Source organism: Curvibacter sp. EU05-FHT14A10 (assembly GCF_058791075.1).
In genome coordinates this window covers 1-23,025 of record NZ_JBYTDE010000025.1, presented here as the reverse complement: position 1 = coordinate 23,025, position 23,025 = coordinate 1, and the positions used below count along the sequence as shown (strand labels likewise).

At 67.0% G+C, this 23,025-nt stretch carries 19 protein-coding genes; 10 read left to right on the top strand and 9 right to left on the bottom strand.

Going from position 1 to position 23,025, the window contains the following annotated elements; translation table 11 throughout:
• Positions 1-131 precede the first annotated feature (131 nt).
• On the top strand, positions 132-1,739 hold the full coding sequence (locus tag AC3WUT_RS27890) for a diguanylate cyclase domain-containing protein (RefSeq protein WP_492350322.1): 1,608 nt from the start codon (positions 132-134) through the stop codon (positions 1,737-1,739).
• Positions 1,740-1,893: 154 nt separating this feature from the next.
• On the opposite strand, the gene AC3WUT_RS27885 is transcribed toward AC3WUT_RS27890, so the two are convergent.
• Entirely contained in the window at positions 1,894-3,042 is a 1,149-nt protein-coding gene (locus AC3WUT_RS27885) for a carbonic anhydrase (protein WP_492350321.1), read from the bottom strand.
• Positions 3,043-3,289: 247 nt separating this feature from the next.
• On the opposite strand from AC3WUT_RS27885, the gene ruvB reads away from it, so the two are divergent.
• Positions 3,290-4,354, top strand: a complete 1,065-nt coding sequence (gene ruvB / locus AC3WUT_RS27880) for a Holliday junction branch migration DNA helicase RuvB (RefSeq protein ID WP_492350320.1) — start codon at positions 3,290-3,292, stop codon at positions 4,352-4,354.
• Here ruvB and AC3WUT_RS27875 read toward each other — a convergent pair whose 3' ends face one another.
• From AC3WUT_RS27875 to AC3WUT_RS27840, 8 genes are all read right to left on the bottom strand, one after another.
• Positions 4,355-6,061, bottom strand: a complete 1,707-nt coding sequence (locus tag AC3WUT_RS27875; protein WP_492350319.1) for a lysoplasmalogenase family protein — start codon at positions 6,059-6,061, stop codon at positions 4,355-4,357. It lies immediately after the preceding gene.
• A gap of 56 nt (positions 6,062-6,117) precedes the next feature.
• Entirely contained in the window at positions 6,118-7,281 is a 1,164-nt protein-coding gene (locus AC3WUT_RS27870) for a DSD1 family PLP-dependent enzyme (protein ID WP_492350318.1), read from the bottom strand.
• Entirely contained in the window at positions 7,265-7,903 is a 639-nt protein-coding gene (locus AC3WUT_RS27865) for a histidine phosphatase family protein (protein ID WP_492350317.1), read from the bottom strand. The genes AC3WUT_RS27870 and AC3WUT_RS27865 overlap by 17 nt, the downstream gene beginning before the upstream one ends.
• 53 nt (positions 7,904-7,956) lie before the next feature.
• A complete protein-coding gene (locus tag AC3WUT_RS27860) occupies positions 7,957-8,607 on the bottom strand; it encodes a DUF4136 domain-containing protein (RefSeq protein WP_492350316.1) in 651 nt (216 codons plus the stop codon).
• Between the two features lie 40 nt (positions 8,608-8,647).
• A complete protein-coding gene (gene ttcA / locus AC3WUT_RS27855; RefSeq protein ID WP_492350315.1) occupies positions 8,648-9,580 on the bottom strand; it encodes a tRNA 2-thiocytidine(32) synthetase TtcA in 933 nt (310 codons plus the stop codon).
• A gap of 39 nt (positions 9,581-9,619) precedes the next feature.
• Positions 9,620-11,359 (bottom strand): LTA synthase family protein, encoded by a 1,740-nt coding sequence (locus AC3WUT_RS27850; protein WP_492350314.1) that lies wholly within the window; start codon positions 11,357-11,359, stop codon positions 9,620-9,622.
• 340 nt (positions 11,360-11,699) lie between these two features.
• Positions 11,700-12,074 carry a dihydroneopterin aldolase gene (locus AC3WUT_RS27845; protein ID WP_492350313.1) on the bottom strand — a complete coding sequence of 125 codons (375 nt, stop codon included), beginning with the start codon at positions 12,072-12,074 and terminating at the stop codon, positions 11,700-11,702.
• A gap of 26 nt (positions 12,075-12,100) precedes the next feature.
• Positions 12,101-12,883: an SDR family oxidoreductase gene (locus AC3WUT_RS27840; protein ID WP_492350312.1), complete on the bottom strand. Its 783-nt coding sequence runs from the start codon at positions 12,881-12,883 to the stop codon at positions 12,101-12,103.
• Between the two features lie 109 nt (positions 12,884-12,992).
• Between AC3WUT_RS27840 and AC3WUT_RS27835 the strand changes: the two genes are divergently transcribed.
• The 8 genes from AC3WUT_RS27835 to AC3WUT_RS27800 all read left to right on the top strand — a co-directional run bounded on the left by AC3WUT_RS27835 (position 12,993) and on the right by AC3WUT_RS27800 (position 22,907).
• Positions 12,993-14,117: a class I SAM-dependent methyltransferase gene (locus AC3WUT_RS27835; RefSeq protein ID WP_492350311.1), complete on the top strand. Its 1,125-nt coding sequence runs from the start codon at positions 12,993-12,995 to the stop codon at positions 14,115-14,117.
• A gap of 45 nt (positions 14,118-14,162) precedes the next feature.
• Positions 14,163-14,819 (top strand): response regulator, encoded by a 657-nt coding sequence (locus tag AC3WUT_RS27830; protein ID WP_492350310.1) that lies wholly within the window; start codon positions 14,163-14,165, stop codon positions 14,817-14,819.
• Positions 14,820-14,823: 4 nt separating this feature from the next.
• The gene (locus AC3WUT_RS27825) at positions 14,824-16,245 is read left to right on the top strand and encodes an ATP-binding protein (protein ID WP_492350309.1); all 1,422 of its coding nucleotides are present in this window, start codon (positions 14,824-14,826) and stop codon (positions 16,243-16,245) included.
• A 110-nt stretch (positions 16,246-16,355) separates the two neighbouring features.
• On the top strand, positions 16,356-17,180 hold the full coding sequence (locus tag AC3WUT_RS27820) for a sterol desaturase family protein (protein WP_492350308.1): 825 nt from the start codon (positions 16,356-16,358) through the stop codon (positions 17,178-17,180).
• Positions 17,177-17,371, top strand: coding sequence for a DUF2905 domain-containing protein (locus AC3WUT_RS27815; RefSeq protein ID WP_019575982.1), 195 nt, complete (start codon positions 17,177-17,179; stop codon positions 17,369-17,371). The genes AC3WUT_RS27820 and AC3WUT_RS27815 overlap by 4 nt, the downstream gene beginning before the upstream one ends.
• A gap of 175 nt (positions 17,372-17,546) precedes the next feature.
• Positions 17,547-18,020 carry a MarR family winged helix-turn-helix transcriptional regulator gene (locus AC3WUT_RS27810; protein ID WP_492350307.1) on the top strand — a complete coding sequence of 158 codons (474 nt, stop codon included), beginning with the start codon at positions 17,547-17,549 and terminating at the stop codon, positions 18,018-18,020.
• Between the two features lie 103 nt (positions 18,021-18,123).
• Complete coding sequence (locus AC3WUT_RS27805) at positions 18,124-19,776, top strand: MdtA/MuxA family multidrug efflux RND transporter periplasmic adaptor subunit (protein ID WP_492350306.1); 1,653 nt, start codon at positions 18,124-18,126, stop codon at positions 19,774-19,776.
• A gap of 53 nt (positions 19,777-19,829) precedes the next feature.
• Entirely contained in the window at positions 19,830-22,907 is a 3,078-nt protein-coding gene (locus AC3WUT_RS27800) for an MdtB/MuxB family multidrug efflux RND transporter permease subunit (protein ID WP_492350305.1), read from the top strand.
• Positions 22,908-23,025 lie beyond the last annotated feature (118 nt).

Here is a 23,025-nt window from a genome sequence, read left to right as displayed (position 1 = left end):
GACGAGCGGTCGTGACTCCGTATACTGACAGCCACTCACTCAGAACGTGTTCAAGGTCTTCCCCGGCCCCTGCGAGATTTTGGACACGCGACGGGATTGCACCGCCGTTAATCCGCAGCAGGAACCTCTGGATGGCTTTTCGCCGATTTGCCAATAGCCTGGCCACCCGTTTGATTGGCATCAGCATCGCCACCGTGGCCTTGGGCCTGATCATGCGCATGACCTTGCTGCCCATGGTGGTGCGTGGCAGTCTGCAAGACGTGGTGATGGGCCAGCAGACCACGTTGGCCAACTACGTGGCCGAAGACGTCGATGCCAAGGTGCGCGCCCGGCGTGCCTTGCTGGAGCGGGTGGCCATCGAGTTGCCGCCGGCCCTGCTCGGGCAGCCCGAGGCTTTGCAGGCCTGGCTGGCGCAGCGCCAGACGCTGGCGCCCCTGTTCTCACATGGGTTCATTCTGGTGCGCCCTGATGGGCATGGCGCCTGGGCCGATTTTCCGCCGCGCCCGCGGCAGCGCTCCAGTTCCTTCCATGAAACCGAGTGGTTCAAGCGCCTGGTGCAACAACCTGGCTTTGTCATGGCGCGGCCCCGGGTCTCGGAGGCCTCCGGCGTGGCCGAACTGTTGATGGCCGTGTCGGTGCAAGACCCGCGCGGGCACCTGCTGGCCGTACTGGCCGGCGTCACGGAATTGGACGCCCCGGGGTTCCTGGACCTGCTGCAGCGCCCCCGGACCGACAAAGGGGCTGATTTCTGGTTGATTTCTCCGGCTGAGCAGATGGTTGTGGCGGCCTCGGCGCCCGAGTGGCGCCTGCAACGCACCCCCACGGCAGGCGTCGATCCGCTGCACGACCGGGCCATGACGGGCTGGCGTGGCGCAGGCGTGACCACCAACGCCCGCGGCGGCGAAGAGATTGTTGGTGTGGCCAGCGTGCCCTCGGCCGGTTGGTTCGTGGTGGCAGGCATTCCGGCCGAAGTGGCCTTTGAGGCGATGGGGGCCGTGCAGAAGCTGGCTTTGCGCTCCAGCCTGGTGATTGCCTCGGTGGTGGTGGTGGGGCTGGCTTTTGTACTGCGCCGCCAGTTTCTGCCCCTGATCGACAGCGCCCGGCGCATGCACCGCATGGCCGATCGGCTGGAGCCCCTGGCCCCGCTGCCTGTGGTGCGCCGGGACGAGGTGGGCGAAATGGTGGTGGGCTTCAATTACCTGCTGGACAAGCTGCAGGAAAGCGAGCGCCGCATGGAGCACCTGGCTCATCACGATGCACTCACTGGCCTGCCCAACCGGCGCAGCCTGATGGATCGCCTGGCTCAGTTGCTGGCCCTGGCCCAGCGTCAGGATCGGCGCCTGGCCGTGATGTTTCTCGATCTGGATGGATTCAAGCCCGTCAACGACCACCTGGGTCATGAGATGGGGGACCGCCTGCTGCAGGCCATTGCCACCCGCCTGCGCAGTGGCGTGCGCCAGGCCGACATCCTGGCCCGCATCGGGGGCGATGAATTTGTGCTGGTGATGTTCGATGTCGCGAGCCGTGACGTGGCGGCCGAGCTGGCCCGCAAGCTGATCGACCTGCTGGCCCAGCCTTACTCGCTGGGCGACCAGGAGATCCGCATCAGCGCCAGTGCCGGTCTGGCCTTGTTCCCTGAACATGCCCGCGACCGTGACCACCTGCTGGCTCGGGCCGACACCGCCATGTACGCGGCCAAGCGCGCCGGCAGCAATCAGATTCGCTTTGCTGGAGGGTGACTGGCCCCCACGCTCCCTCACTGCGTGTGGTCGCTGCCCCCCGAGGGGGCCGCAGGCCGCCTTGGGGCGGCCCGGCGCCGGCCTGACCCCTTCGTTGCAGGCCGGCTGGACGGTGAAGGGGGGCTGGCGGCCCTCAACGTTCACGCATCGCCGGTCATTGCACTTCTCGCACCACGCGGTTGTTCAGGGGTTGGGTGGGGCGGGCGTTGTTGGGGAACAGTTTGGAGAACAGGCGCAGTTGCTCCGGGCTCAGGGTGACGGGGGTTTTCAGCACCAGCCACAGCACGCCTTCGGTGCAGGGGGGCGTGGTCAGCGAGCCCAGGAACTGGTAATAGCGCAGATCGGGGGGCAGCAAGTCGGCCACGTTCAGGGCGCCCGGGGGCATCTGCACGCGGTCCTGGTTGTCCAGCGGCATGTAGGTCCAGACCTTGTTGATGAAGGCGCTGGCCGGCCCTGGGTCCATCAGCACGGCCACCACGGCCAGCTGGTTCTGGTCGTTCTTGTGCACCAGGTGGGCCACCATCGAATAGCCCTTGTAGTTGATGCGCTCTTCGGCCGGGTGGTGGAAGTGGAATTGCACCAGCTTGTAGGTCGAGCCGCGCACGGTCAGCGTGTTGGGGCTGGCCGGGTCGAGGTCGACCTGGATGGTGTGGCCGTTGTTCACCACCGACGCCGTGCTGGGCATGTAGCGCAGTTGCAGCGGTTCGGCAGGCCCCACCAGGGTGTCGGCATCGGTGATGTGCACCGGCGATTGGCGCCGGCCCAGGCCACAGGTGCTGAACTCGGGCTGCATCTTGCCCCAGGCCGCCGGACCGTTCTCGCCTTCGTACTCCCAGTGGGCGCTGCCGTGCTGGCCGTGGACCTCGGCGGCGGCCCCTTCGGCCTTGCCATGCGCGTCCTCGCCCCCGGCCATGGCCGCGGCCTTGGCCCGGATGTACTCGCGGCTGTTGCTTTCCTTGTCGGCGGCGGCGAGTCTGCGCGCATCGATCGGATTGGCCAGGGCCCCGGAGGGTTTGGTGGGCGTGGCCTTGGGCATGCGCACCTCGATCACGGTGGCGCCTTCGCCCTTGGCACCGCGGCCGGCCTGGTTGTTGCGCTCCACGCCTTCGCGGATCCGGGCTGCCACGTCGGCTGGGCTGGCGGCCGGGCTGGCTTTTTCGGCTTTTTCAGCCTTCTCAGTGGCTTTGGCTGGGGGCTTGCCATGGGCATCGCCATGGTCGTCTGCCCCGCGGGCGGTGCCCGCCAGGCCCAACCCCAGGGCGCAGGTCAGCAAGAGCAGAGACAGGGTCAAGGGTCGATTCATGCCGGGTCGGTCCGTCGGCAGGAGGGTTCTGGTGTGTTCTTGGTTCTTCGTCATCATCGGACCCGTGGTTTGTGACCGTTCTGATTTGAATGTCAGTAAAGGTTACTTGCTTTATCGGCATCCGAGGCCCTCACTTGAGCCGGCCACGCTGTCTTTGCCAGGGCGGCGCTATATAGTCTTGACCCGGGTGAGCCGGCTTGACGTCTCGCCCGGTTTTTTCTGAAGCCCTGACCTGTCCTGAGCCGCCGTGACCATCCAGACCGACGATTTCGCCCCTGTTCCCGCCCCCGACCGGCGCGTGGTGTCGGCGGCGCCGACCTCGCCCCATGAAGAGGCCATCGAGCGCGCCCTGCGCCCCAAGCTGCTTGACGAGTACGTGGGCCAGGCCAAGGTGCGCGAGCAGCTCGACATCTTCATTGGCGCCGCGCGCAAGCGTGCCGAGGCGCTGGACCATGTGCTGCTGTTCGGCCCGCCCGGGCTGGGCAAGACCACCTTGAGCCACATCATCGCGGCCGAACTGGGCGTCAACCTGCGCCAGACCAGCGGCCCGGTGCTCGAAAAACCCAAGGACCTGGCCGCGCTGCTGACCAACCTCGAGAAGAACGATGTGTTGTTCATCGACGAGATCCACCGGCTTTCACCCGTGGTGGAGGAAATCCTCTACCCCGCGCTCGAGGACTACCAGATCGACATCATGATCGGCGAGGGACCGGCCGCGCGCAGCATCAAGCTCGACCTGCAGCCCTTCACCCTGGTGGGGGCCACCACCCGGGCCGGCATGCTGACCAACCCGCTGCGCGACCGTTTTGGCATCGTGGCGCGCCTGGAGTTCTACACCGCCGAAGAGTTGACCCGCATCGTGCGCCGCAGCGCCGGCCTGCTCAACACACCGATCGATGACGACGGCGCCTTCGAGATTGCCCGCCGCTCACGCGGTACCCCCCGCATCGCCAACCGCCTGCTGCGCCGGGTGCGCGACTACGCCGAAGTCAAGGGCGACGGCCGCATCACCCGCGCCATCGCCGAACGTGCCCTGACCATGCTCGATGTCGACCCGCAGGGCTTTGACGTGATGGACCGCAAGCTGCTGGAGGCCGTGATCCACCGCTTCGATGGCGGCCCGGTCGGGCTGGACAACATCGCCGCCAGCATCGGCGAAGAGTCGGGCACCATCGAAGACGTGATCGAGCCCTACCTGATCCAGCAGGGCTACCTGCAGCGCACGCCGCGCGGGCGCATCGCCACCCTGGCCGCCTACCGCCACCTGGGGGTGACGCCGTCGAAGAACGCGAGTGATTTGTCGGGCGGTTGATCAGCTTGGCTCGGCGTGGGCTTGGGCTTGGGCTGAGTTTCTCACCAGCAGCCACTGCGCCAGGTAGTAGCTGCCCAGCACCCACAGCGTGGCCTGGGGCAGGGGGGCCACAAAGCGGTTCAGGGCCAGCAGCGAATCGCTGACCATGAAGCACAGGCTGCCGGCGGCCACGCCCCAGGCGGCGGGGGTGCGCAGCACCGTGGCGCGGCCCAGGGCCTGGGCGGCCATCAGCACGATCACGCCCACATAGGCGGGCACGGCGATGCGCAGCACCGGGTCCAGGTGGGGCCACAGCACGGCCAGCATCAAGGCCCCGGCGCTGGTGCAGCCCAGCAGGGCCCGGCGGCTGGCCAGCCAGGGGGCGTCCTGGCGCCAGCGCGCCAGGTAGGCCAGGTGGCCGATCAGAAAGGCGGCCAGGCCGGGCAGGAACAGGCCGGGCAGCATCAGCATCACATCGCCCACCAGGCAGGCGCCCAGGGCCAGGAGTAGCCGCCCCTCGGGTTGGCCCGGCGGGGCGCGGCGCAGCACCCACAGCCAGGCCAAGACCATGGCCAGCGGCTTGAACAGGTGGTGCCAGCCCTGCAGACCTTCGGCCCCTGTGAGCGTGGCAAGGGCCGCGGCTTCGAGCATGCCCACCTCCAACCAGGCCAGGCGCCCTTGCAGGGCGGCGCCCAGACACCACCAGCCCAGCCCCAGGGCCGCGGCCCAGGGCAGCAGCTGCGGCAGCGCGTGGCCTTCGGCCAGCCATAAAAAGCTGGCCGAGGCGCCCAGCAGGGCCAGAAACTGCGCGCCGCAGAACAGGACCTGGGGGCCCGATAAAGGCGGGTCGAAGCGGGGCACGGTGGCCGGGTCGAAGGCCGGTTTCACGGCGCCCAGGCCGGGCGGCTGCCAGCCTGGCGGCTTGAACCACACCCGCAGTCGGTCGCCCCAGCGTGGGGTGCGCCGACTGGTGTGCAGCAGGTCGGCATAGACCTCGGCATTGGCCCACAGCGGGTTGCAGCTGTTCAGGGGCTTGCGCGTGCCGTACACGCAGGGTTCTGATTCCTCGCGGAAGGTGCCGAACAGGCGGTCCCAGAGGATCAGGATGCCGCCGTAGTTGCGATCCAGGTAAGCGTCGTTCACGGCGTGGTGCACGCGGTGGTTCGAGGGCGAGGCAAAGACCCGGTCGAACCAGCCCAGGCGCGGCACGTGCTCGGTGTGGATCCAGAACTGGTAGAGCAGGTCGATCAGTGCCACCACGGCAAACTGCTGGGGCGGCACGCCGGCGAGCGCCATCGGCAGATAGAACAGCCAGGCCAGCAGGGGGCCGCTGCTGGTCTGGCGCAGGGCGGTCGACAGGTTGTAGTGCTGACTCTGGTGGTGTACCACGTGGGCCGCCCACAGCAGGGCCACCTCATGGCCCATGCGGTGCAGCCAGTAGTAGCAGAAGTCATAGAACAGCAAGGCCAGCCACCAGCCGGGCAGGCTGAACCAGAAGTCATTCGCCCGCCACAGGGCGGCATGCCGCCACACCTGGGTGTACAGGCCCAGCGACAGGGCCACCATGAACACGGCGCTCAATTGGCTGAGCACGCCCAGCGCCAGGCTGCTCAAGGTGTCGGGCAGACTATAGGTGTTGCGGCCGGTGCGGCGACCCCAGGCGTACTCCAGCGCCATCAGGGCGAAAAACACGGGGGTGGCCAGGACGATGATCTGGGTGGCGCTCATGCCCGCCATTGTTGGGGCTGCCGTCCGTCGGCCGCCTCCGCATCAACCCGGAGGGATCAGGTCAGTGCGCCGCGCGCATCCACGCTGATGATGCGTTCGACCACGCCGTGCTCCAGCCCGCCGCGCACGCCGACCAGGTGGTCATGCAGGTTGACGGTGGGGTCGCAATGGCCTGGGATCAGCCACAGGGTCGCGCCCAGCTCAGGCAGCGGCGCGGCAGGGCGCACGGTGGTCAGCAGGCCATGCTCGTCGCCGCCATTGCTGAACACCAGTGGTTCTGCGCCGGGCAGGGTGTGCACGCGGGGCATGCCGCTGTCGACGGCGTGGCTTTTGTGGCCGGCATCGCACACCGCATGGCCGTGGCGGGCGCTGATGACCTGGGTCTTGACGAACAAGGCGTGTTCGAACTGGGGTTGCGCCGGATCGCGCTCATTGAGCGAGTAGTCGGCGTCCATGAACAGAAAGGAGCCGGCTTGCAACTCGCCGTACACCCCGCTGGCAGCCTCCAGCACCAGGGTGCCGGTGCCCGCGCCGGTGATCAGGGGAATCTGGAAACCGGCACTCTGCAGCGCTTCGCAGCTGCGGTTCACGGCCTGCACGGCATTGGCAATGGCCTGGCGACGTTCGCTGGCGCTGCGCAGGTGCTGGGCCCCGCCATGGTAGGCGTGCAGGCCACCAAACTGCAGACGCGGCCGGCCTTTGATGTCGCGCACCAAGGCCACGGCAGCCTCGCCGGGCGCCACGCCGCAGCGGCCCTGGCCGACATCGATTTCGACCAGCACGCGCACCCGGGCGCTGCTGTGCGCCAGGGCCTGGTCCAGGCGCTCGATGCCAAGCACACTGTCCACCGCCAGCGTGAGCCAGCCGCCGCGGGTGGCCAGGGTTTGCGCCAACCCGGCCACACGGGCCAGCTTGGCCGGTGCGATCACCTGGTTGCTGATGTAGATGTCGTTCACGCCGCCCGCAGCCAGGGCCTCGGCCTCGCTGGTCTTCTGCACGCAGCAGCCGGTGGCGCCGGCACTGATCAACAAGCGGGCCAGCTCGGCACTCTTGTGCATCTTGGCGTGCGGGCGCCACTGGATCTGGTGCTTGGCACTGAAGTCGACCATGCGCTGGATGTTGCGGTCCATGGCGTCGAGGTCGATCACCAGGGCCGGGGTGTCGATGGCGTCGGTGCCTTGGCCGCGCAGGGCCAGCAGCGCCTCAGGTGGTGTTTTCATCCAGGGACTCGTCTTGAAGGTGTTGGGTGTCGGACCAGCCCACCAGGGTGAAGCCCTGCGGTGTCCAGAGCAGGCGGTTGATGGCGGCATTGCCCAGTGCCCAGGTGCGCGGGGCCTGAAGCTCCTGGCCGGTGGCGGCGCGGTACAGCACATCCATCACACCGCCGTGGGCGACCAGCACGATCTGTTCGCCGGCGTGGCGGGCGGCCAGTTCGGCCGCGGTGCTGACCACACGCTGGCGAAAGCTCAGCAGCGATTCGCCGCCTTCTGGGGCGAACTCGGGGTCGCGGGTGCGCCATTTGTGCGCCTGGTCGGGCAACTCGGTTTCAATCTGGGCAAAGGTGCGGCCTTCGAAACTGCCAAAGCCGCGTTCGCGCAGACCGGTGTGTGGGGTGATGCTGAGGCCGGTGTGCTCGCTGATCTGGCCGGCGGTCTGCCAGGCCCGGGCCAGATCGCTGGCATAGATGGCGTGCAGCGCCTCGGAGGCCAGTGCGGCGCCCACTCGGCGCGCCTGCCACAGGCCCTGATCGTTGAGGGGGATGTCGAGCTGGCCCTGGATGCGGGTGTCCACGTTCCAGGCGGTTTCGCCATGTCGGATGGCAATGATTCGGGTGACGTCCATGGCGACCATTCTAGGCGCCCGACGATGCGGCGAGTGCTTGTGCGCGGCAGCGCTCAGGGCGGCATCATCACGTCGATGTTGACGCGCCGCAGCCCGGTGGGCGGGGTCGGAAAGCCTTGCAGCGAGGCCTCGAAGAGTGCACCCAGGGTGACTTCTTCGCTGCGCGTGAGGCCGTCGCTGGCAGCATGGGTCTCGTACACCGCCTTGCCATCGGTGTGGCTGCGGATCAGCAGGGCCACCTCGCGCAGCACCCGCGGCGGCGCATAGGGCATGCCACCCCAGAGGCCGCGCGTGCCCGAGCCGTAGTACATGCCTCGTCCGGCCCACACCCGGCCCGACCAGCCGTAGCCTGGCCAGCCCCCGAAGGGGTAGGGGGCAAAGGGGTCGGTGACCGTGGTGGTGCGCACACCGACCTGCACGCTGAACTGGGCGTTGGCGTCGTCGCGCTGCAGGCCGACCTTCTCAAGTGCCTTTTGGGCCAGGGCCTCGATGCGGGCCTGGGCTTCAGGCGGTGTGGCCTGTTCCTGCGAGGGCAGGCGCTCGAAACGGAAACGGCTGCCAGGGCTCACCACCGGGGTGCTGGCATAGGTTTCGACATCGCTCTCGACCTGCCAGTGGGTGCTGGCGCAGCCACTCAGCAGCAGGCCCAGCAGGCCCAGCCAGAGCAGCAGGGGCCATCGTGTTGTCGCGCGTTTGCTCATCATGCGAATCTCCTGACCCCGATGGGGGTGACACGCAGAAAGGTCAGAGCTGCACCACCTGCAGGCCGTTCAAGGCCGGGCTGCTGGCGGGAAACTCTTCATGGTCAAAGGCCTTGTCGCCCTCGTCGTCGGCGATGCCGGTGGGGCGCAGGTTCTTGAAGTCGTGCAGTTTGGCGTCCATCAGGTGCGAGGGCACCACGTTCTGCAGCGCAGTGAACATGTTCTCGATGCGGCCGGGGTGCTTTTTCTCCCAGTCGCGGATCATGTTGCCGACCTGCTTGCGCTGCAGGTTCTCCTGGCTGCCACACAGCGTGCAGGGGATGATGGGGAACTGGCGGTGCTCGGCCCAGCGGATCAGGTCTTTTTCGGCCACATTGGCCAGCGGGCGGATCACGGTGAACTCGCCGTTGTCGCTGACCAGCTTCGGGGGCATGCCCTTGAGCTTGCCGCCAAAGAACATGTTCAGGAAAAAGGTCTGAAGCATGTCGTCGCGGTGGTGGCCCAACGCCAGCTTGTTGCACTTGAGCTCGCGGGCCACGCGGTACAGGATGCCGCGGCGAAGCCGGCTGCACAGGCTGCACATGGTCTTGCCCTCGGGCACCTTCTCCTTGACGATGGAATAGGTGTCCTGCGTCTCGATGTGGAAGGGAATGCCCAGGCCGGCCAGGTACTCGGGCAGGATGTGGTCGGGAAAGCCTGGCTGCTTCTGGTCGAGGTTGACGGCCACCAGCTCGAAGCTGATGGGCGCACGCGCCTTGAGCTTGAGCAGGATGTCGAGCATGCCGTAGCTGTCCTTGCCGCCCGACATGCACACCATGATGCGGTCGCCGGCTTCGATCATGTTGAAGTCGACAATGGCCTGGCCCACCTGGCGGCACAGGCGCTTTTCCAGCTTGTGGGTTTCGCGCTCGATCTTCAGCTCATTTTTGACGTCCAGCACGCTGGTGCTGACGTCATCGGTCCATGTTGCACTCATGGCCGTATTGTCTCATTGGCAAGGCTCTGGCGGTCTGGCTCATGATTTCAGTCCATACCACCGCAAAAGGTTTTCGGTGAAATTCTCCGGAGCCTCGGGGCGCATCGCTCGCTGACGGTTGATTTCATGGACCACGTCCAGGGGGGCACTGGCTGGCGGCGTGACCCAGTGGGTCTGATCGCCGTCGAGCTCGATTTCCAGCGGTTCATCCTGGCCACGCAGCCTGACCAGCACCCGATCGCGGGCCAGGCCCTGGGCATGCAAAATCACCTCGGGTTCGATCTGAGGGCCCAGGAAGCGCCCGGTGAAGGCGTCGGTGCAGGAGCGAAGTCCGTTGGCTGCCAGCAGCGAAGGCAGGAAATCGGTTTGCTGCCATCGGCCCGGCAACGGGCCGCCCTGCCGGAATTCAGCCCCCAGCAGCACCGCTGGGATGCGTGCCGGTGCCTCCATGCCCAGCAGAGCCTGTTCGCCCGGGCGGCGTACCGTCATGCTGCGATGGTCCCCGGTGATGACCAGCAGCCCCCGGTCAAAAAAGTGCTGCTGTTCCAGTGCCTGCACAAATTGCCCGATCTCCTGATCGGCGTAGCGAAAAGCGTTGTTCTCATTGTGGCCGGACCGGCCCGGAATTCGGAATGGCGGGTGGGTGGTGGTGGTTTGGAGTACGGCGAAGAAACGGTCGTTGGCCCGTTCGTGCGAGTACCAATGCAGAAATCGTTGATACAGGGCATGGTCTCCGGGTTCGTTGAAAGACCCGCGTGGCAAACCTTGATAGAAAGGGTTCTCGGGACCCTCGACGTGGTCAAACCCCAGGTAGCGGAGCCAGGCACCCGTGTTCAGAAAGCCGAGGTCGGCGGTTCTGAAGTACCAGGTCGAGATGTCGGCGGCACGCAGTTGCTTGAAGGCCTGATGCCGGTCATTCTCGAAGCCTTCATAGGCGTTGAAGCTCTGATATCGGTGAACGGTGGGCAGCGGCACGTGCCCCGTCAGCAAGGAGATCAGTCCGCCGTCAGTGGTGAACCCGTTGGCGTAGAACGATTCGATGTAGCTGTATTTCTGGGCCAGTTCATCGAGTTGCGGCAATTCGTGGCCCAGCCCAGACATGGCTTGACTGTGGTACAGCGACAGTGATTCAACCACCAGCAGGATCACGGGGCGGGGGTGTGGGGGCCGGGTCGGGGCCAAGCAGGTCCTTGGCGGGGCGGCGGTATGTTCGAGGGCCGCTTGCAGCGCCGCGGAGTAAGGTTGGTCTTCCCCGCTGGGCAGGTTGATGGTGATCAGATCGCGGTAGTTGTTGGCCGCGATGTGTCCAACCTCGTCTGCCTCCTCGTGCATCCCCAGCAGCACGGGTACCACCAAAATGGGCCACAGACCTGACACCCGTGAGGCGCCGGGCGGGCGTCTCCAGGTGAGCGCGACCAAGGAGAAGCCTGTCAGGGCCGTCAGGCCCAACAGGGCGACAGAGCGGGCTGAGCTGAACGTCGGCAGGGCCACTGTGCTGTTGAGTCGGACATCGCCGGCATAACGCAGGATGTCGGACAGGTTGAGTCGGTTGTTGAGCAGGTCGAAGACCGCAATGTCGACGGCGAAACAAATGATCAGCAGCAGGCCCCCCAACGCCAGCAGGAGACGGATCACACGGGGCATCAGCCAGGACAGCCCCACCAGGGCCAGCAGGATCGCGAAGATCAAGGCGTCGCTGCCAAAAACCACGCCATCAAAGCAATGGCTTGGGCAGCCCGAGTAGTCGCCAATCGTCCGGTTGACCAGTTGCAGGCGCATCCAGGACAGGGCCCAGAAGCTTCCGAAAAGCAGAGCCCAGGCCAGTCCCCGTGCTCTGACACGCAGACCCCGCCACCCCGCCATCACCAGCTTGGGAAGCAGGAACAGCAAACACAACCCCCCACGTTTCAGGCGGGTGGCTTGAAGACCTAAGAACATTTTTCTCCCTGACGGCTCTTGTTTCGCACGAGCGATTCGTTGAGCCGGGGCGTTCCCTGTCGACGAATGCTCGGATGAAATCGAGTCTAGGAGATGGTTTTTAGCAACTTAGGTGTCGAATGTCATTTTTTGGTAATAAATGTTTACCAAATATTTCAGTGCCTTAAGGGCCGCCGGTGGCTCACCAATGCCCCGTCTCCACCCGGATCGCCACTTCGCAGTCTTCGAAGATTTCCAGCTTGGCGATTTTCACGCGCACGCCCAGCACGCCGGGCAGTTGCATCAGGCGGTGGGCCAGCTTGCCGATCAGGCTTTCCAGCAGGTTGACGTGCTCGGCGGTGCATTCGTTGATGATGATCTGTCGCACCTTGCGGTAGTCGAGCACATGGTGGATGTCATCGTCGGTGGGCAGCAGGGGCTGGGTGCCGAGGTTGAGTTCGGCATCGACCTGGATCGGCTGTGGGCTGGTTTTCTCGTGCTCCAGAATGCCCAGGTTGGCGTCGAAGCGCAGGCCGTTCAGGGTCAGGATCTGGGTGCCTTTGGTGTTGTAGCTCATGGTGAAGGGGCGATGTAAGGGCTCATTCACATGAGCGAAAAGTCGCGCTCGAAGCGCATCAGGTGCTGGCCGCCGTCCACCAGCAGGGTGGTGCCGGTGATGGATTGGTTTTCCAGCGCGAATCGTACCGTGGCGGCCACGTCGGCACTGGACGACGAGCGCCCCAGCGGCGACAGCCTGTGCAGTTGCTGAAATTTCTCGTCGCTCAGCATGTGGCTGGTCAGGGTCAGCCCGGGGGCCACGCCGACCAGGCGCAGGCGCGGCGCCAACGCGTGGGCCAGCATGGTGTTGGCGGCTTCCAGGGCCGCTTTTGACAAGGTGTAGCTGAGGAAGTCGGGGTTCTGGTTCCAGAGCTTCTGGTCCAACAGGTTGACGACCACCCCCTGGGCCTGGCGCTGTTGCAGGTGTTGGTGCAGGGCCTGGGCCAGCAGGATGGGCGCGCCGACGTTGCTGCGCAGGTGCTGCTCCAGGGCCGTGAAACTGAAGGTGCCCACGTCGTCGTGCTCGAACAGCGAGGCGCTGTTGACCACGGCGTCGAGCCGTCCCAGCGTCGCCGCCACGCGTGGCACGAGTTGGCGCACGGCGGCTTCGTCCTGCAGGTCGGCGGCGAAGGCGGCCGACCCCGGGGTCAGCGCGGCGCAGTCCAGGGCGGTGGCCTCGGCATCGGTGCGGGAATGGCGGTAATGCACGGCCACGCGCCAGCCATGGCGGGCCAGGTCCAGCGCCATCTCTCGCCCCAGGCGCCGGGCTGCACCCGTGATCAGCACGGTGCGCGGAAGTTCGACGGATTCAACACTTGCTTCGGTCATGGAGGGCGATTGTCCACGCCGCCGTCGCACCGTGCACGGTTCAGGGGCATTGGGGGCTGAGCCATCACGGACCCTGAACATGGACAATATGCGGGTGAGCACGAACCCCATGTCCCCCCCTGATTCCCCCCTGACGGCCGAAAATTCGAGCGATTCGCCGACCGACAACCCCTTGCTGAGCCGCCTGCAGCGCGACATCGAGGCCGCTGGCGGCTGGTTGGGCTTTGACGTCTACATGGCCGCGGCCCTCTACACCCCCGGCCTGGGTTACTACGCCAACGACAGCCGCAAATTCGGCACCTTGCCCGGCTCGGGCAGCGACTTTGTCACGGCACCCGAGATGTCGCCGCTGTTCGGGCAGGCCCTGGCCGCCCAACTGGCGCAGGCGCTGGAGGCCACCGGCACCGACGAGTTGTGGGAGTTCGGTGCCGGCTCGGGCGCCCTGGCAGGGCAACTGCTGACTGCTTTGGGCGATCGGGTGCGCCGCTACACCATCGTCGACCTGTCGGGCAGCCTGCGCGAGCGCCAGCAGCAGACCCTGGCGGCTTTTGGCGACCGGGTGCAATGGGCCTTCGAGCTGCCCGAACGCTTCAGCGGCGTGGTGGTGGGCAACGAGGTGCTCGACGCCATGCCGGTGCAACTGCTGGCCCGCGTCGGCGGCGTCTGGCACGAGCGCGGCGTGGCCGTGCAGCAAGGCCAACTGGTGTGGGCCGACCGCCCCACCGAGCTGCGCCCGCCGCTGGACATCGAGGGCCCGCATGACTACCTGACCGAGATCCACCCCCAGGGCGAGGCCTTTGTGCGCACCCTGTCGGACCACCTGGAGCGCGGTGCGATTTTCTTGATCGACTACGGTTTTGGCGAGAGCGAGTACTACCACCCGCAGCGCCACATGGGCACGGTGATGTGCCACCGCGGCCACCGGGCCGACAGCGACCCGCTGGCCGACCCGGGGCTGAAGGACATCACGGCCCACGTCAATTTCACGGGCATTGCGCTCGCGGCGCAGGAGTCGGGGCTGGATGTGCTGGGCTACACCACCCAGGCGCACTTCCTGATCAACTGCGGCCTGGTGGAGCTGATGCCGACCGATGACCTGGCCCTGCGCAGCATGACGCTCAAGCTCATCACCGAGCATGAGATGGGCGAGTTCTTCAAGGTCATCGCGCTGGGCCGCGGCGCCGAGTGGGCGCCCCTGGGCTTTGCCCACGGCGACCGCACGCACCGGCTCTGAGTGTCTTAAGCCGGCGCCAAGCTTGTCTGTGCCATCCTGGTCGCCATGCACCTGCTGCTGATCGAAGATGACCTGGACCTGGGGCGTGCCCTGCAGGCTGCGCTCCAGCTGGAGGGCTTCAGCTGCGAGTGGTTGCGCCGTGTGGCCGATGCGCCGGCAGTGGTCGACCATGCCTGGGTCGACTGTGTGCTGCTGGACCTCAGCCTGCCCGATGGCGACGGTCTGCAACTGCTGGCGCAGTGGCGGCGCCAGGCCAGTGCGGTGCCGGTGATCGTGATCACGGCGCGCTCGGCCCTGCAGGACCGCCTGGAGGGCCTGGACGGCGGCGCCGACGACTTTCTGGTCAAGCCCTTTGCCCCGGCCGAGCTGGTGTCGCGCATCCGTGCCGTGCTGCGCCGATATGCCCGGCAGGCCAGCGAGGTCTGGAACCTGGGGGAACTGTCGATCGAGCCACGCGCCCATGTGGCCCGGCTGCACGGGCAGGCGATGGACCTCACCCCGCGCGAATTCAAGCTGCTGCTCGAACTCGCCCGCGAGCCCGGCGCCGTGGTGCCCAAGGGCTTTCTGGCCCAGCGCCTGGAGCCGCTGGGCGAGGCCATCGACTTCAATGCATTGGAGGTGCATGTGTTCAACCTGCGCCGCAAGCTGGGGCCCGAGCGCATTCACACTGTGCGCGGCGTGGGCTACCTGCTGAGGGCCTGAGTTTGTGAGCCTGCACCGACCTCCTGCCGCCCCGGTCTCCCTGATGCGCCGCCTGATGCTGGCCTTGGGCTTGGCCTTTGTGCTGGTGCAACTGGTGCTCACCGGCTACAACTACGCTCGTTTCAAGCATTCGGTCAGCGACCATGCGGCCTTGCTCCAACTGGCTCGGGTGATGGTGCAAGGCCTGCGCATCATCGAACAGCCGGCCGACGCCGCCACCGTGGCGGCCACGGCCGACATCATGCTCAATGCCTCACGTGCCGACCCGAGCAGCAACCAGGGCCACGCGCTGGCGCCTCTGTGGCTGGAGCTGCGGGCCCGCGAGGGGGGGCAACGCCTTTACGCCAGCGCAACGCTGGGCGATCAGCCTTTGCTGGGGCAGCCCGATCAGGTGCAGTCGCAGACCTTGCAGGGCCGCCTGGTTTGGGTGGCGCAGGTCGATGACGCGCGTTGGTCGCTGCGCCTGGCCACGGTGGGCGTGGCCGACAGCACGGCGCTGACCTGGATTGCCAGCGACCTGTTGCCCAACCTGCTGATCGCCTTTCCGTTTGCGCTGCTGCCGGTGGTGCTGGTGGTGTGGCGTGGCCTGCGGCCCTTGAGCCAGCTCAGCGCCCAGCTTCAGCAGGCCCGGGGCGACGACCTGTCGCCGCTGGTGGTGGACGAACGCTACACCGAGATCCGCACCGTGGGCGTGGCATTCAATGCGGTGCTGGGCCGCCTGCGGGAGCGCCTGGCCCTGGAGCGCGCCCGATTGCAGGATACCGCCCATGAATTGCGCACCCCGATGGCCGTGATGGCCGCCCAGGCGCACTGGCTGCTGCAGGCCGACAGCGAGACGGATCGGCAGGCCGCCCACGCCGGTTTGCAGCAGGCCATCGAGCGCGCCTCGCACCTGACCCAGCAACTGTTGGTGCTGGCGGCCCTGGACGAGGCCCGGCCGGCCCCCGATGCCCGGCCGGTGGACGTGGCCGAGCTGTGTCGGCAGAGCCTGGCCGCCTTCAGCGCACGCGCCCTGGCCGCCGGGGTGGACCTGGACCTGGACAGCCCGGACAGCCTGGCCTGGCCCCTGCCGGCCAGTGCCTGGCAATCAATGCTCGACAACCTGCTGGACAACGCCTTGCGCTATGGCCCCCGTCAAGGGGGGCGGGTGCAGGTCACGCTGGCCCGGCAGGACGATGGGGCCTTGTGCCTGGGCGTGCGCGATGACGGGCCTGGCATTGCCCAGGCGGAGCAGGCCCACATTTTTGAGCGCTTTGTGCGGGGTCGGGGGCAGCAGGCCGGTGGTGCCGGGGGCGCCGGCCTGGGCCTGGCCATCGTGCGTCAGGCGGCGCGCTCGCTTGGCGGTGATGTCTGCCTGGGGCCGGGGCTGGCGGGGCGAGGCATCGGTTTCGAGGTGCGGCTGCCGGGGCTGCAGCACAGGGCCTGATCTTCAGCTGTGCCCAAGGTGGCGCTGGTCAGAATGCAGATGGACGGGGGCCTTGGGACCAGGCCCCGTCCTCGAAAAGTACCGCATGACCCGCTGAACAAGGAGTTGACATGAATTTTCCGGGGATGGACGCCGACAGCAGCCGCCTGCTGCTGCAGGTCTGGACGGGCAGCTACCTGATGGAGGCCGGGCGCTACCTGGTCGTGGCCCTGCTGCTGTGGGGCGGGGTTCACGTTCTGCTGCGCCGACGGCTGGCGCATCGCGTCATCTCGGGCTGGCCGCGCCAGGCCGACCTGAAGCGCGAGATCGTCTATTCCCTGATGTCGATGGCAGTGTTTGCCGGCATCAGCCTGGGGGTGGTGGCCCTGATCTGGAACGGCCAGTTTGTGGTGTACCGCCAGGCCGGGCGCTACGGCTGGGCCTGGTTCTGGCTGAGCCTGCCACTGATGCTGGTGTTTCACGACGCCTATTTTTACTGGACGCACCGCCTGCTGCACTCGCGCTGGCTGTTTCGCCACGTTCATGGGGTGCACCACCGCTCGCGCAACCCTTCGCCTTGGGCGGCCTATGCCTTCCACCCGGTCGAGGCCTTGATCAATGGCCTGGTCACACCCCTGATCCTGTGGGCCGTGCCGGTGCATGGCGGGGTGCTGCTGGTGTTTTCGCTGCATCAGATCATCCGCAACGCCCATGGCCACCTGTCCATCGAGACCCTGCCGCGCGGTTTTGCCCGTCACTGGCTGGGGCGGCACTTCACCACCACCACCCACCACCACCTGCACCACGAGAACGGCCGAGGCAACTACGGGTTGTGGTTCACGGGGTGGGACCGCTGGTGTGGTACCGAGCAGCCCCAGTATCTGGCGCGTTTTGACGCGGCCACCGCGGCGCGACCCGTGGGAGACCCGGAACACGCTCTACACTCGGCGGCATGATCCGCTGGTTCATCGTCGTCTTTCTGGTGCTGGTGCTCATCAGCGGCATCACGCCCTGGTTGCAGCGCCTGGGCTTTGGCCGCCTGCCGGGCGACTTCCGCTTTCGCCTGTTCGGCCGAGAATGGTCGATTCCGCTGGCCTCCACCGTGGTGCTGAGCCTGGCACTCAGCGTCGCGGCGCGCTGGCTTTGAGCAGGTAAATTCCGCGTAAAAGAACGCGGCTCCGGCCCTCCGTGCGGGGCCCCTTCCCTAAGATGCGCTCGGCCTTGCAGCTTCTGCGGGGTTTCTCTGACTTGTGTTTGTAAGAAATCGCTTACCATAATTGCCAAGTCAAAGCTTGGTATTTAGGGCGTTTTCGGGTGTTGGCATGAGTTCCCCTGTCCTGTCTCCTCTTCAATGTGCCGTGCAGCTGCGCGCAAGTGTGCTGCAGTTGGCGCGCCGTCTGCGCCCAGGCCTGGAGGCCGAGGGCATGGGCACGCTCAAGCTCAGCGTGCTCAGTCGCCTGGGCCGGCAGGGCGCCATGAGCCCGACCGAACTGGCTCGCGGCGAAGGCGTTCGATTGCAATCGCTCACCCGCCTGCTCGCCGAGCTGGCCTCTGAGGGCTGGGTGCGTCGCTCTGACGACCCGGCTGACGGACGTCGCTCGCTGCTGGCCCTTACCCCAGCCGGAGTGGCAGGCCTGCGCGCCGCGGTGGAGGCGGCCGAGCAGGCCATGGCCGCCCACTTGGCTGCCTTGCCCGCCGATGAGCTCGCCCTGCTGCAGCAGGCCTGCGGTCTGCTGGATCGTCTGGAGCAATCGCTCAGCACGACCGGAGGCTTTCGTGCCCAACTCAGCGAATGAGCCCCGGTGCCCTCTCGGCCCGCTGGGGTCTGCGCCCCCTGCCTGCGGCATTTCTGTTGTCCCCTTTTGTCCCGGGCCTGTCCCGAACCTTGGCTGATCTTCCATGACCGACCCCAACGCCCACTCCGAACCCAGCGCCTTGTCTCCCGTGTCTGCTGCGCCCCTGCCGACCCCGGCGGGGGGCTTGCCTCCGCCGCGGCGCCGTTCCCGCGCGGGGCTGGTCGGCTTGCTCATCCTGCTGCTGGGCCTGGGGGCCAGTGGTGCCTGGTACTGGAAGAAGCAGGGCGCCACGCCCCCCGAGGGCGCGGCCGAAGGGGCTGGCGCCGCGGCCGGGGCGCGCCGTTTCGGCGCCGGCAACCGGCCCCAGCCGGTGTCGGCCCGGGCGGCCAAGCGCCAGGACCTGCGGGTGTCAGTCAATGCCATTGGCACCATCACGGCGCTCAATACCGCCACGGTGCGAGCCCGCGTGGATGGCGAGTTGCGCCGAATCCTGTTCACGGAAGGCCAACAGGTGAAGGCGGGTGATTTGCTGGCGGAGATCGACCCCCGTGCCTACGAAGTTGCGCTGGCCCAGATGCAGGGCCAGCTGCAGCGCGATGCCGCGCAATTGAAGAATGCCGAGCTGGACCTGGCACGTTACCGCGATCTGCTGGCCAAGGACTCGATTGCCAAGCAGCAGGTGGACACCCAGGAGGCCTTGGTGGGCCAGCTCAAAGGCACGGTGCAGTCCGATCAGGCCCAGGTGGACAACGCGCGCCTGCAGCTCTCCTACACGCGGGTGACCGCGCCCATCAGCGGGCGCCTGGGCCTGCGCCAGGTCGACCTGGGCAACATCGTGCACGCCAGTGACACCACCGGGCTGGTCACCATCACCCAGACGCAGCCGATCGCGGTCGTGTTTGCCGTGCCTGAGGCCCACCTGCCGCAGATCACGCGGCGCCTGCAGGCCAAGGGCAGTGTGCTGGCCGTGGAGGCCTGGGACCGCGAGCAGCGCAAGCGCCTGGCCCAGGGCCGGGTGTTGACCACCGACAACGCCATCGACACCACCACGGGCACCATCAAGCTCAAGGCCGAGTTTCCCAACGCGGATGGCACGCTGTTCCCGAACCAGTTTGTCAACATCCGGCTGCAGCTCGACACCCTGCCCAACGCCCTGGTCGCCCCCAACAACGCCATCCAGCGGGGCAGCATGGGCACCTTTGTGTACCTGGTGAAGGACGATGGCAGCGTCACGCTGCGCAAGGTCACGACCGGCGCGGTCGATGGCGACTGGGTGGCCATCGAGGGTGAGGTCGAGCCGGGGGATCGCCTGGTCACCGACGGTGCCGACCGCCTGCGTGAAGGCGCCAAGGTAGAGGTGATCGAAGCCAAGCGCGGCAGCCGGCCCGGTGCGGGTGCCCCCTCTGGGGCCCCAGCAGGCGCCGCCGCGGGCCCTGAGGCGGGTGCAGGAAAGCCCGCGGCAGCCCCGGCCCAGGGCCAGAGCGATGCGGCCGCCGCGCCCACATCACCTTCCGCATCTTCCGCATCTTCCGCATCTTCCAAGGGCAATGCTGCTGCCCCGGCCAACGCCTCGGCATCCGCACCCTCTGCCGCTCCCTCCCCGGGCACCAGTGCCGAGGGCGAAGCCCGCCCGCGCTGGATGGACGCCCTGCCGCCCGAGCTGGTGGAGAAGCTCAAGGCCATGCCGCCCGAGGAGCGTCGCGCCTATTTGCAAAAGCTGCGTGAGCGTCGCCAGCAGCGCGAAAGCGGGGGCTGAGCCATGCGCCACGCTGTGCTACCGAAGCCTGCTTTGCGGTGGAGCACCTCCGCATGAACCTGTCGCGCCTTTTCATCTTGCGGCCGGTGGCCACCTCCTTGCTGATGGTGGCCTTGTTGCTGGTGGGCCTGCTGGCCTACCGGCTGCTGCCCCTGTCGGCCCTGCCTGAGGTCGATTACCCCACCATCCAGGTCACCACCCTGTACCCGGGCGCGAGCCCCGACGTGGTCACCTCGTCCATCACGGCGCCGCTGGAGCGACAGTTCGGCCAGATGCCGGGCTTGTCGCAGATGTCGTCCACCAGTTCGGGGGGGGCCTCGGTGATCACCCTGCGCTTCACGCTCGATGTGACGCTCGACGTGGCCGAGCAGCAGGTGCAAGCCGCCATCAATGCCGGCAGCAACCTGCTGCCCAGTGACCTGCCCATGCCGCCCACCTACAGCAAGGTGAACCCGGCCGACGCCCCCATCCTGACCCTGGCCATCACCTCGCCCACGCTGCCGGTGATCCGGGTGCACGATTTGGTCGAGTCTCGTGTGGCGCAAAAGATCTCTCAGGTGGCCGGTGTGGGCATGGTGGGCATCGCAGGCGGGCGCCGCCCGGCTGTGCGCATCCAGGCCGACCCGGCGGTGCTGGCTGCGGCCGGCCTCACGCTGGAGGACGTGCGCACCGCCATCACGGCGGCCAACGTCAACCAGGCCAAGGGCAGCTTCGACGGCTACTCCCGCGCCTCGACCGTGGACGCCAACGACCAGCTCAAGTCGGCGCGCGAGTACGCCCAGTTGATCCTGGCCTACAAGAATGGCAACCCGATCCGCCTCAAGGACATGGCTGCCGTGGTGGACGACGCCGAGAACCTGCGGCTGGCGGCCTGGGCCGATCTGCAGCCCGGCGTGATTCTCAATGTGCAGCGCCAGCCTGGGGCCAACGTGATCGAGACGGTGGACCGCATCAAGGCCCTGCTGCCCCAGCTCAAGGCCACGTTGCCCGCGTCGGTCGAGGTGCAGGTGCTGACCGACCGCACCACCACCATCCGCGCCTCGGTGGAGGACGTGCAGTTCGAACTGGCCCTGGCCGTGGCCCTGGTGGTGATGGTGATCTTCATCTTCCTGCGCAGTGTCTCGGCCACGTTGATCCCGGCGGTGGCGGTACCGCTGTCGCTGGTCGGCACCTTTGGGGTGATGTACCTGGCCGGCTTCTCGATCAACAACCTCACGCTGATGGCGCTCACCATCGCCACCGGCTTTGTGGTGGACGATGCCATCGTGATGATCGAGAACATCGCGCGCTATGTGGAAGAGGGCGACAGCCCGCTGGAGGCGGCCCTCAAGGGCAGCAAGCAGATCGGCTTCACCATCATCTCGCTGACCATTTCGCTGATCGCGGTGCTGATCCCGCTGTTGTTCATGGCCGATGTGGTGGGGCGCCTGTTTCACGAATTCGCCATCACGCTGGCGGTGTCCATCCTGATCTCGGCCGTGGTCTCGCTCACGCTCACGCCCATGCTGTGCGCACGGGTGCTGCGCCACACGCCCGAAGAAAGCCACGGCCGCCTGTACCAGGCCACGGGCCGCTTCTTCGACCGCATGATTGCCGGCTATGGCCGCATGCTGGGCTGGGTGCTGGATCGTCAGGCCCTGACCCTGCTGGTCTTTGCGGCCACGCTGGGGCTGACGGCCTTGCTTTACCTCTGGGTGCCCAAGGGCTTTTTCCCGGTGCAGGACACCGGGGTCATCCAGGGCATCACCGAGGCCTCGCAGGACACCTCGTTCGCCGCCATGGCCGAGCGCCAGCAGGCCCTGGCCGAGCAGGTGCTGCAAGACCCGGCGGTGGCCAGCCTGTCGTCCTTCATCGGGGTGGACGGCGCCAATGCCACGCTCAATGCCGGCCGCATGCTGATCAACCTGAAGCCGCGTGAAGCGCGCGACGTGACGGCCAGCGAGGTGATCCGGCGCCTGACGGCCAATCTCAAGGCCGTGCCCGGCATCGCGCTGTACATGCAACCGGTGCAAGACCTGACCATCGAAGACCGGGTGGCGCGCACGCAATACCAGTTCATGCTGTCCTCGCCCAACATCGATGAGCTCGGCCGTGTGGCCCGTGACCTGGTGGAGCGACTCAAGAAGCGCCCCGAGCTGGCCGACGTGGCCACCGATCTGCAGGATCAAGGCCTGCAGGCCTGGGTCGACATTGACCGCGATGCGGCGGGGCGCCTGGGCGTCACGGTGGCCGGCATCGACGCCGTGCTGTACGACGCCTACGGCCAGCGCCTGATCTCGACCATCTTCACCCAGACCACGCAATACCGGGTGGTGCTGGAGGTCAAGCCCGCTGACAAACTGGGCCCGCAGGCCCTGTCGCGCCTGTACGTGCCCACCAGCGCGGGCGGGGTGGTGCCACTCAGCACGGTGGCCCGGGTCACCGAGCGCCCGGTGTCGCTGGCGGTCAACCACGCGGGGCAGATCCCCTCGGTGACGATTTCTTTCAACGCCGGGCCCGGGGCCTCGCTGGGTGAGGCGGTGGAGGCCATCAAGGCCGAGCAGGCGGCCATGGACCTGCCGGCCAGCGTGGAGAGCGGCTTCCAGGGCGCGGCCCTGGCCTTCCAGGCGTCGCTGACCAACACCCTGCTGCTGATCCTGGCCGCGGTGGTGACGATGTACATCGTGCTGGGCGTGCTGTATGAAAGCTACATCCACCCGGTGACCATCCTCTCCACCCTGCCTTCGGCCGGGGTGGGGGCGTTGCTGGCCCTGCTGGCGGCCCGGTTGGACCTGGGCATCATCGCCATCATCGGCATCGTGCTCCTGATCGGCATCGTGAAGAAGAACGCGATCATGATGATCGACTTTGCGCTGGAGGCCGAGCGAGAGCAGGGCCTGGCCCCGCGCGATGCCATCTACCAGGCCTGCCTGCTGCGCTTCCGGCCCATCCTGATGACCACGCTGGCGGCTTTATTGGGCGCCCTGCCGCTGATGCTGGGCACCGGGACGGGGAGTGAGTTGCGGCATCCGCTCGGGGTCACCATGGTGGGGGGGCTGATCGTCAGTCAGATGCTGACCTTGTTCACCACGCCGGTGATCTATTTGAGCTTTGCTGGGCTGGCTCGGCGGTGGCGGGAGGCACGAGCATGAACGGCGTTCGTGATCGCCGTGGCGCTTTTCTAGCTGCATGCCTTGTTTCAGGGCGGAGGCCGGGATTGCGCCCCGGCGGGCGCCTCACTTTCTTTGTCTCGCCAAAGAAAGTAAGCAA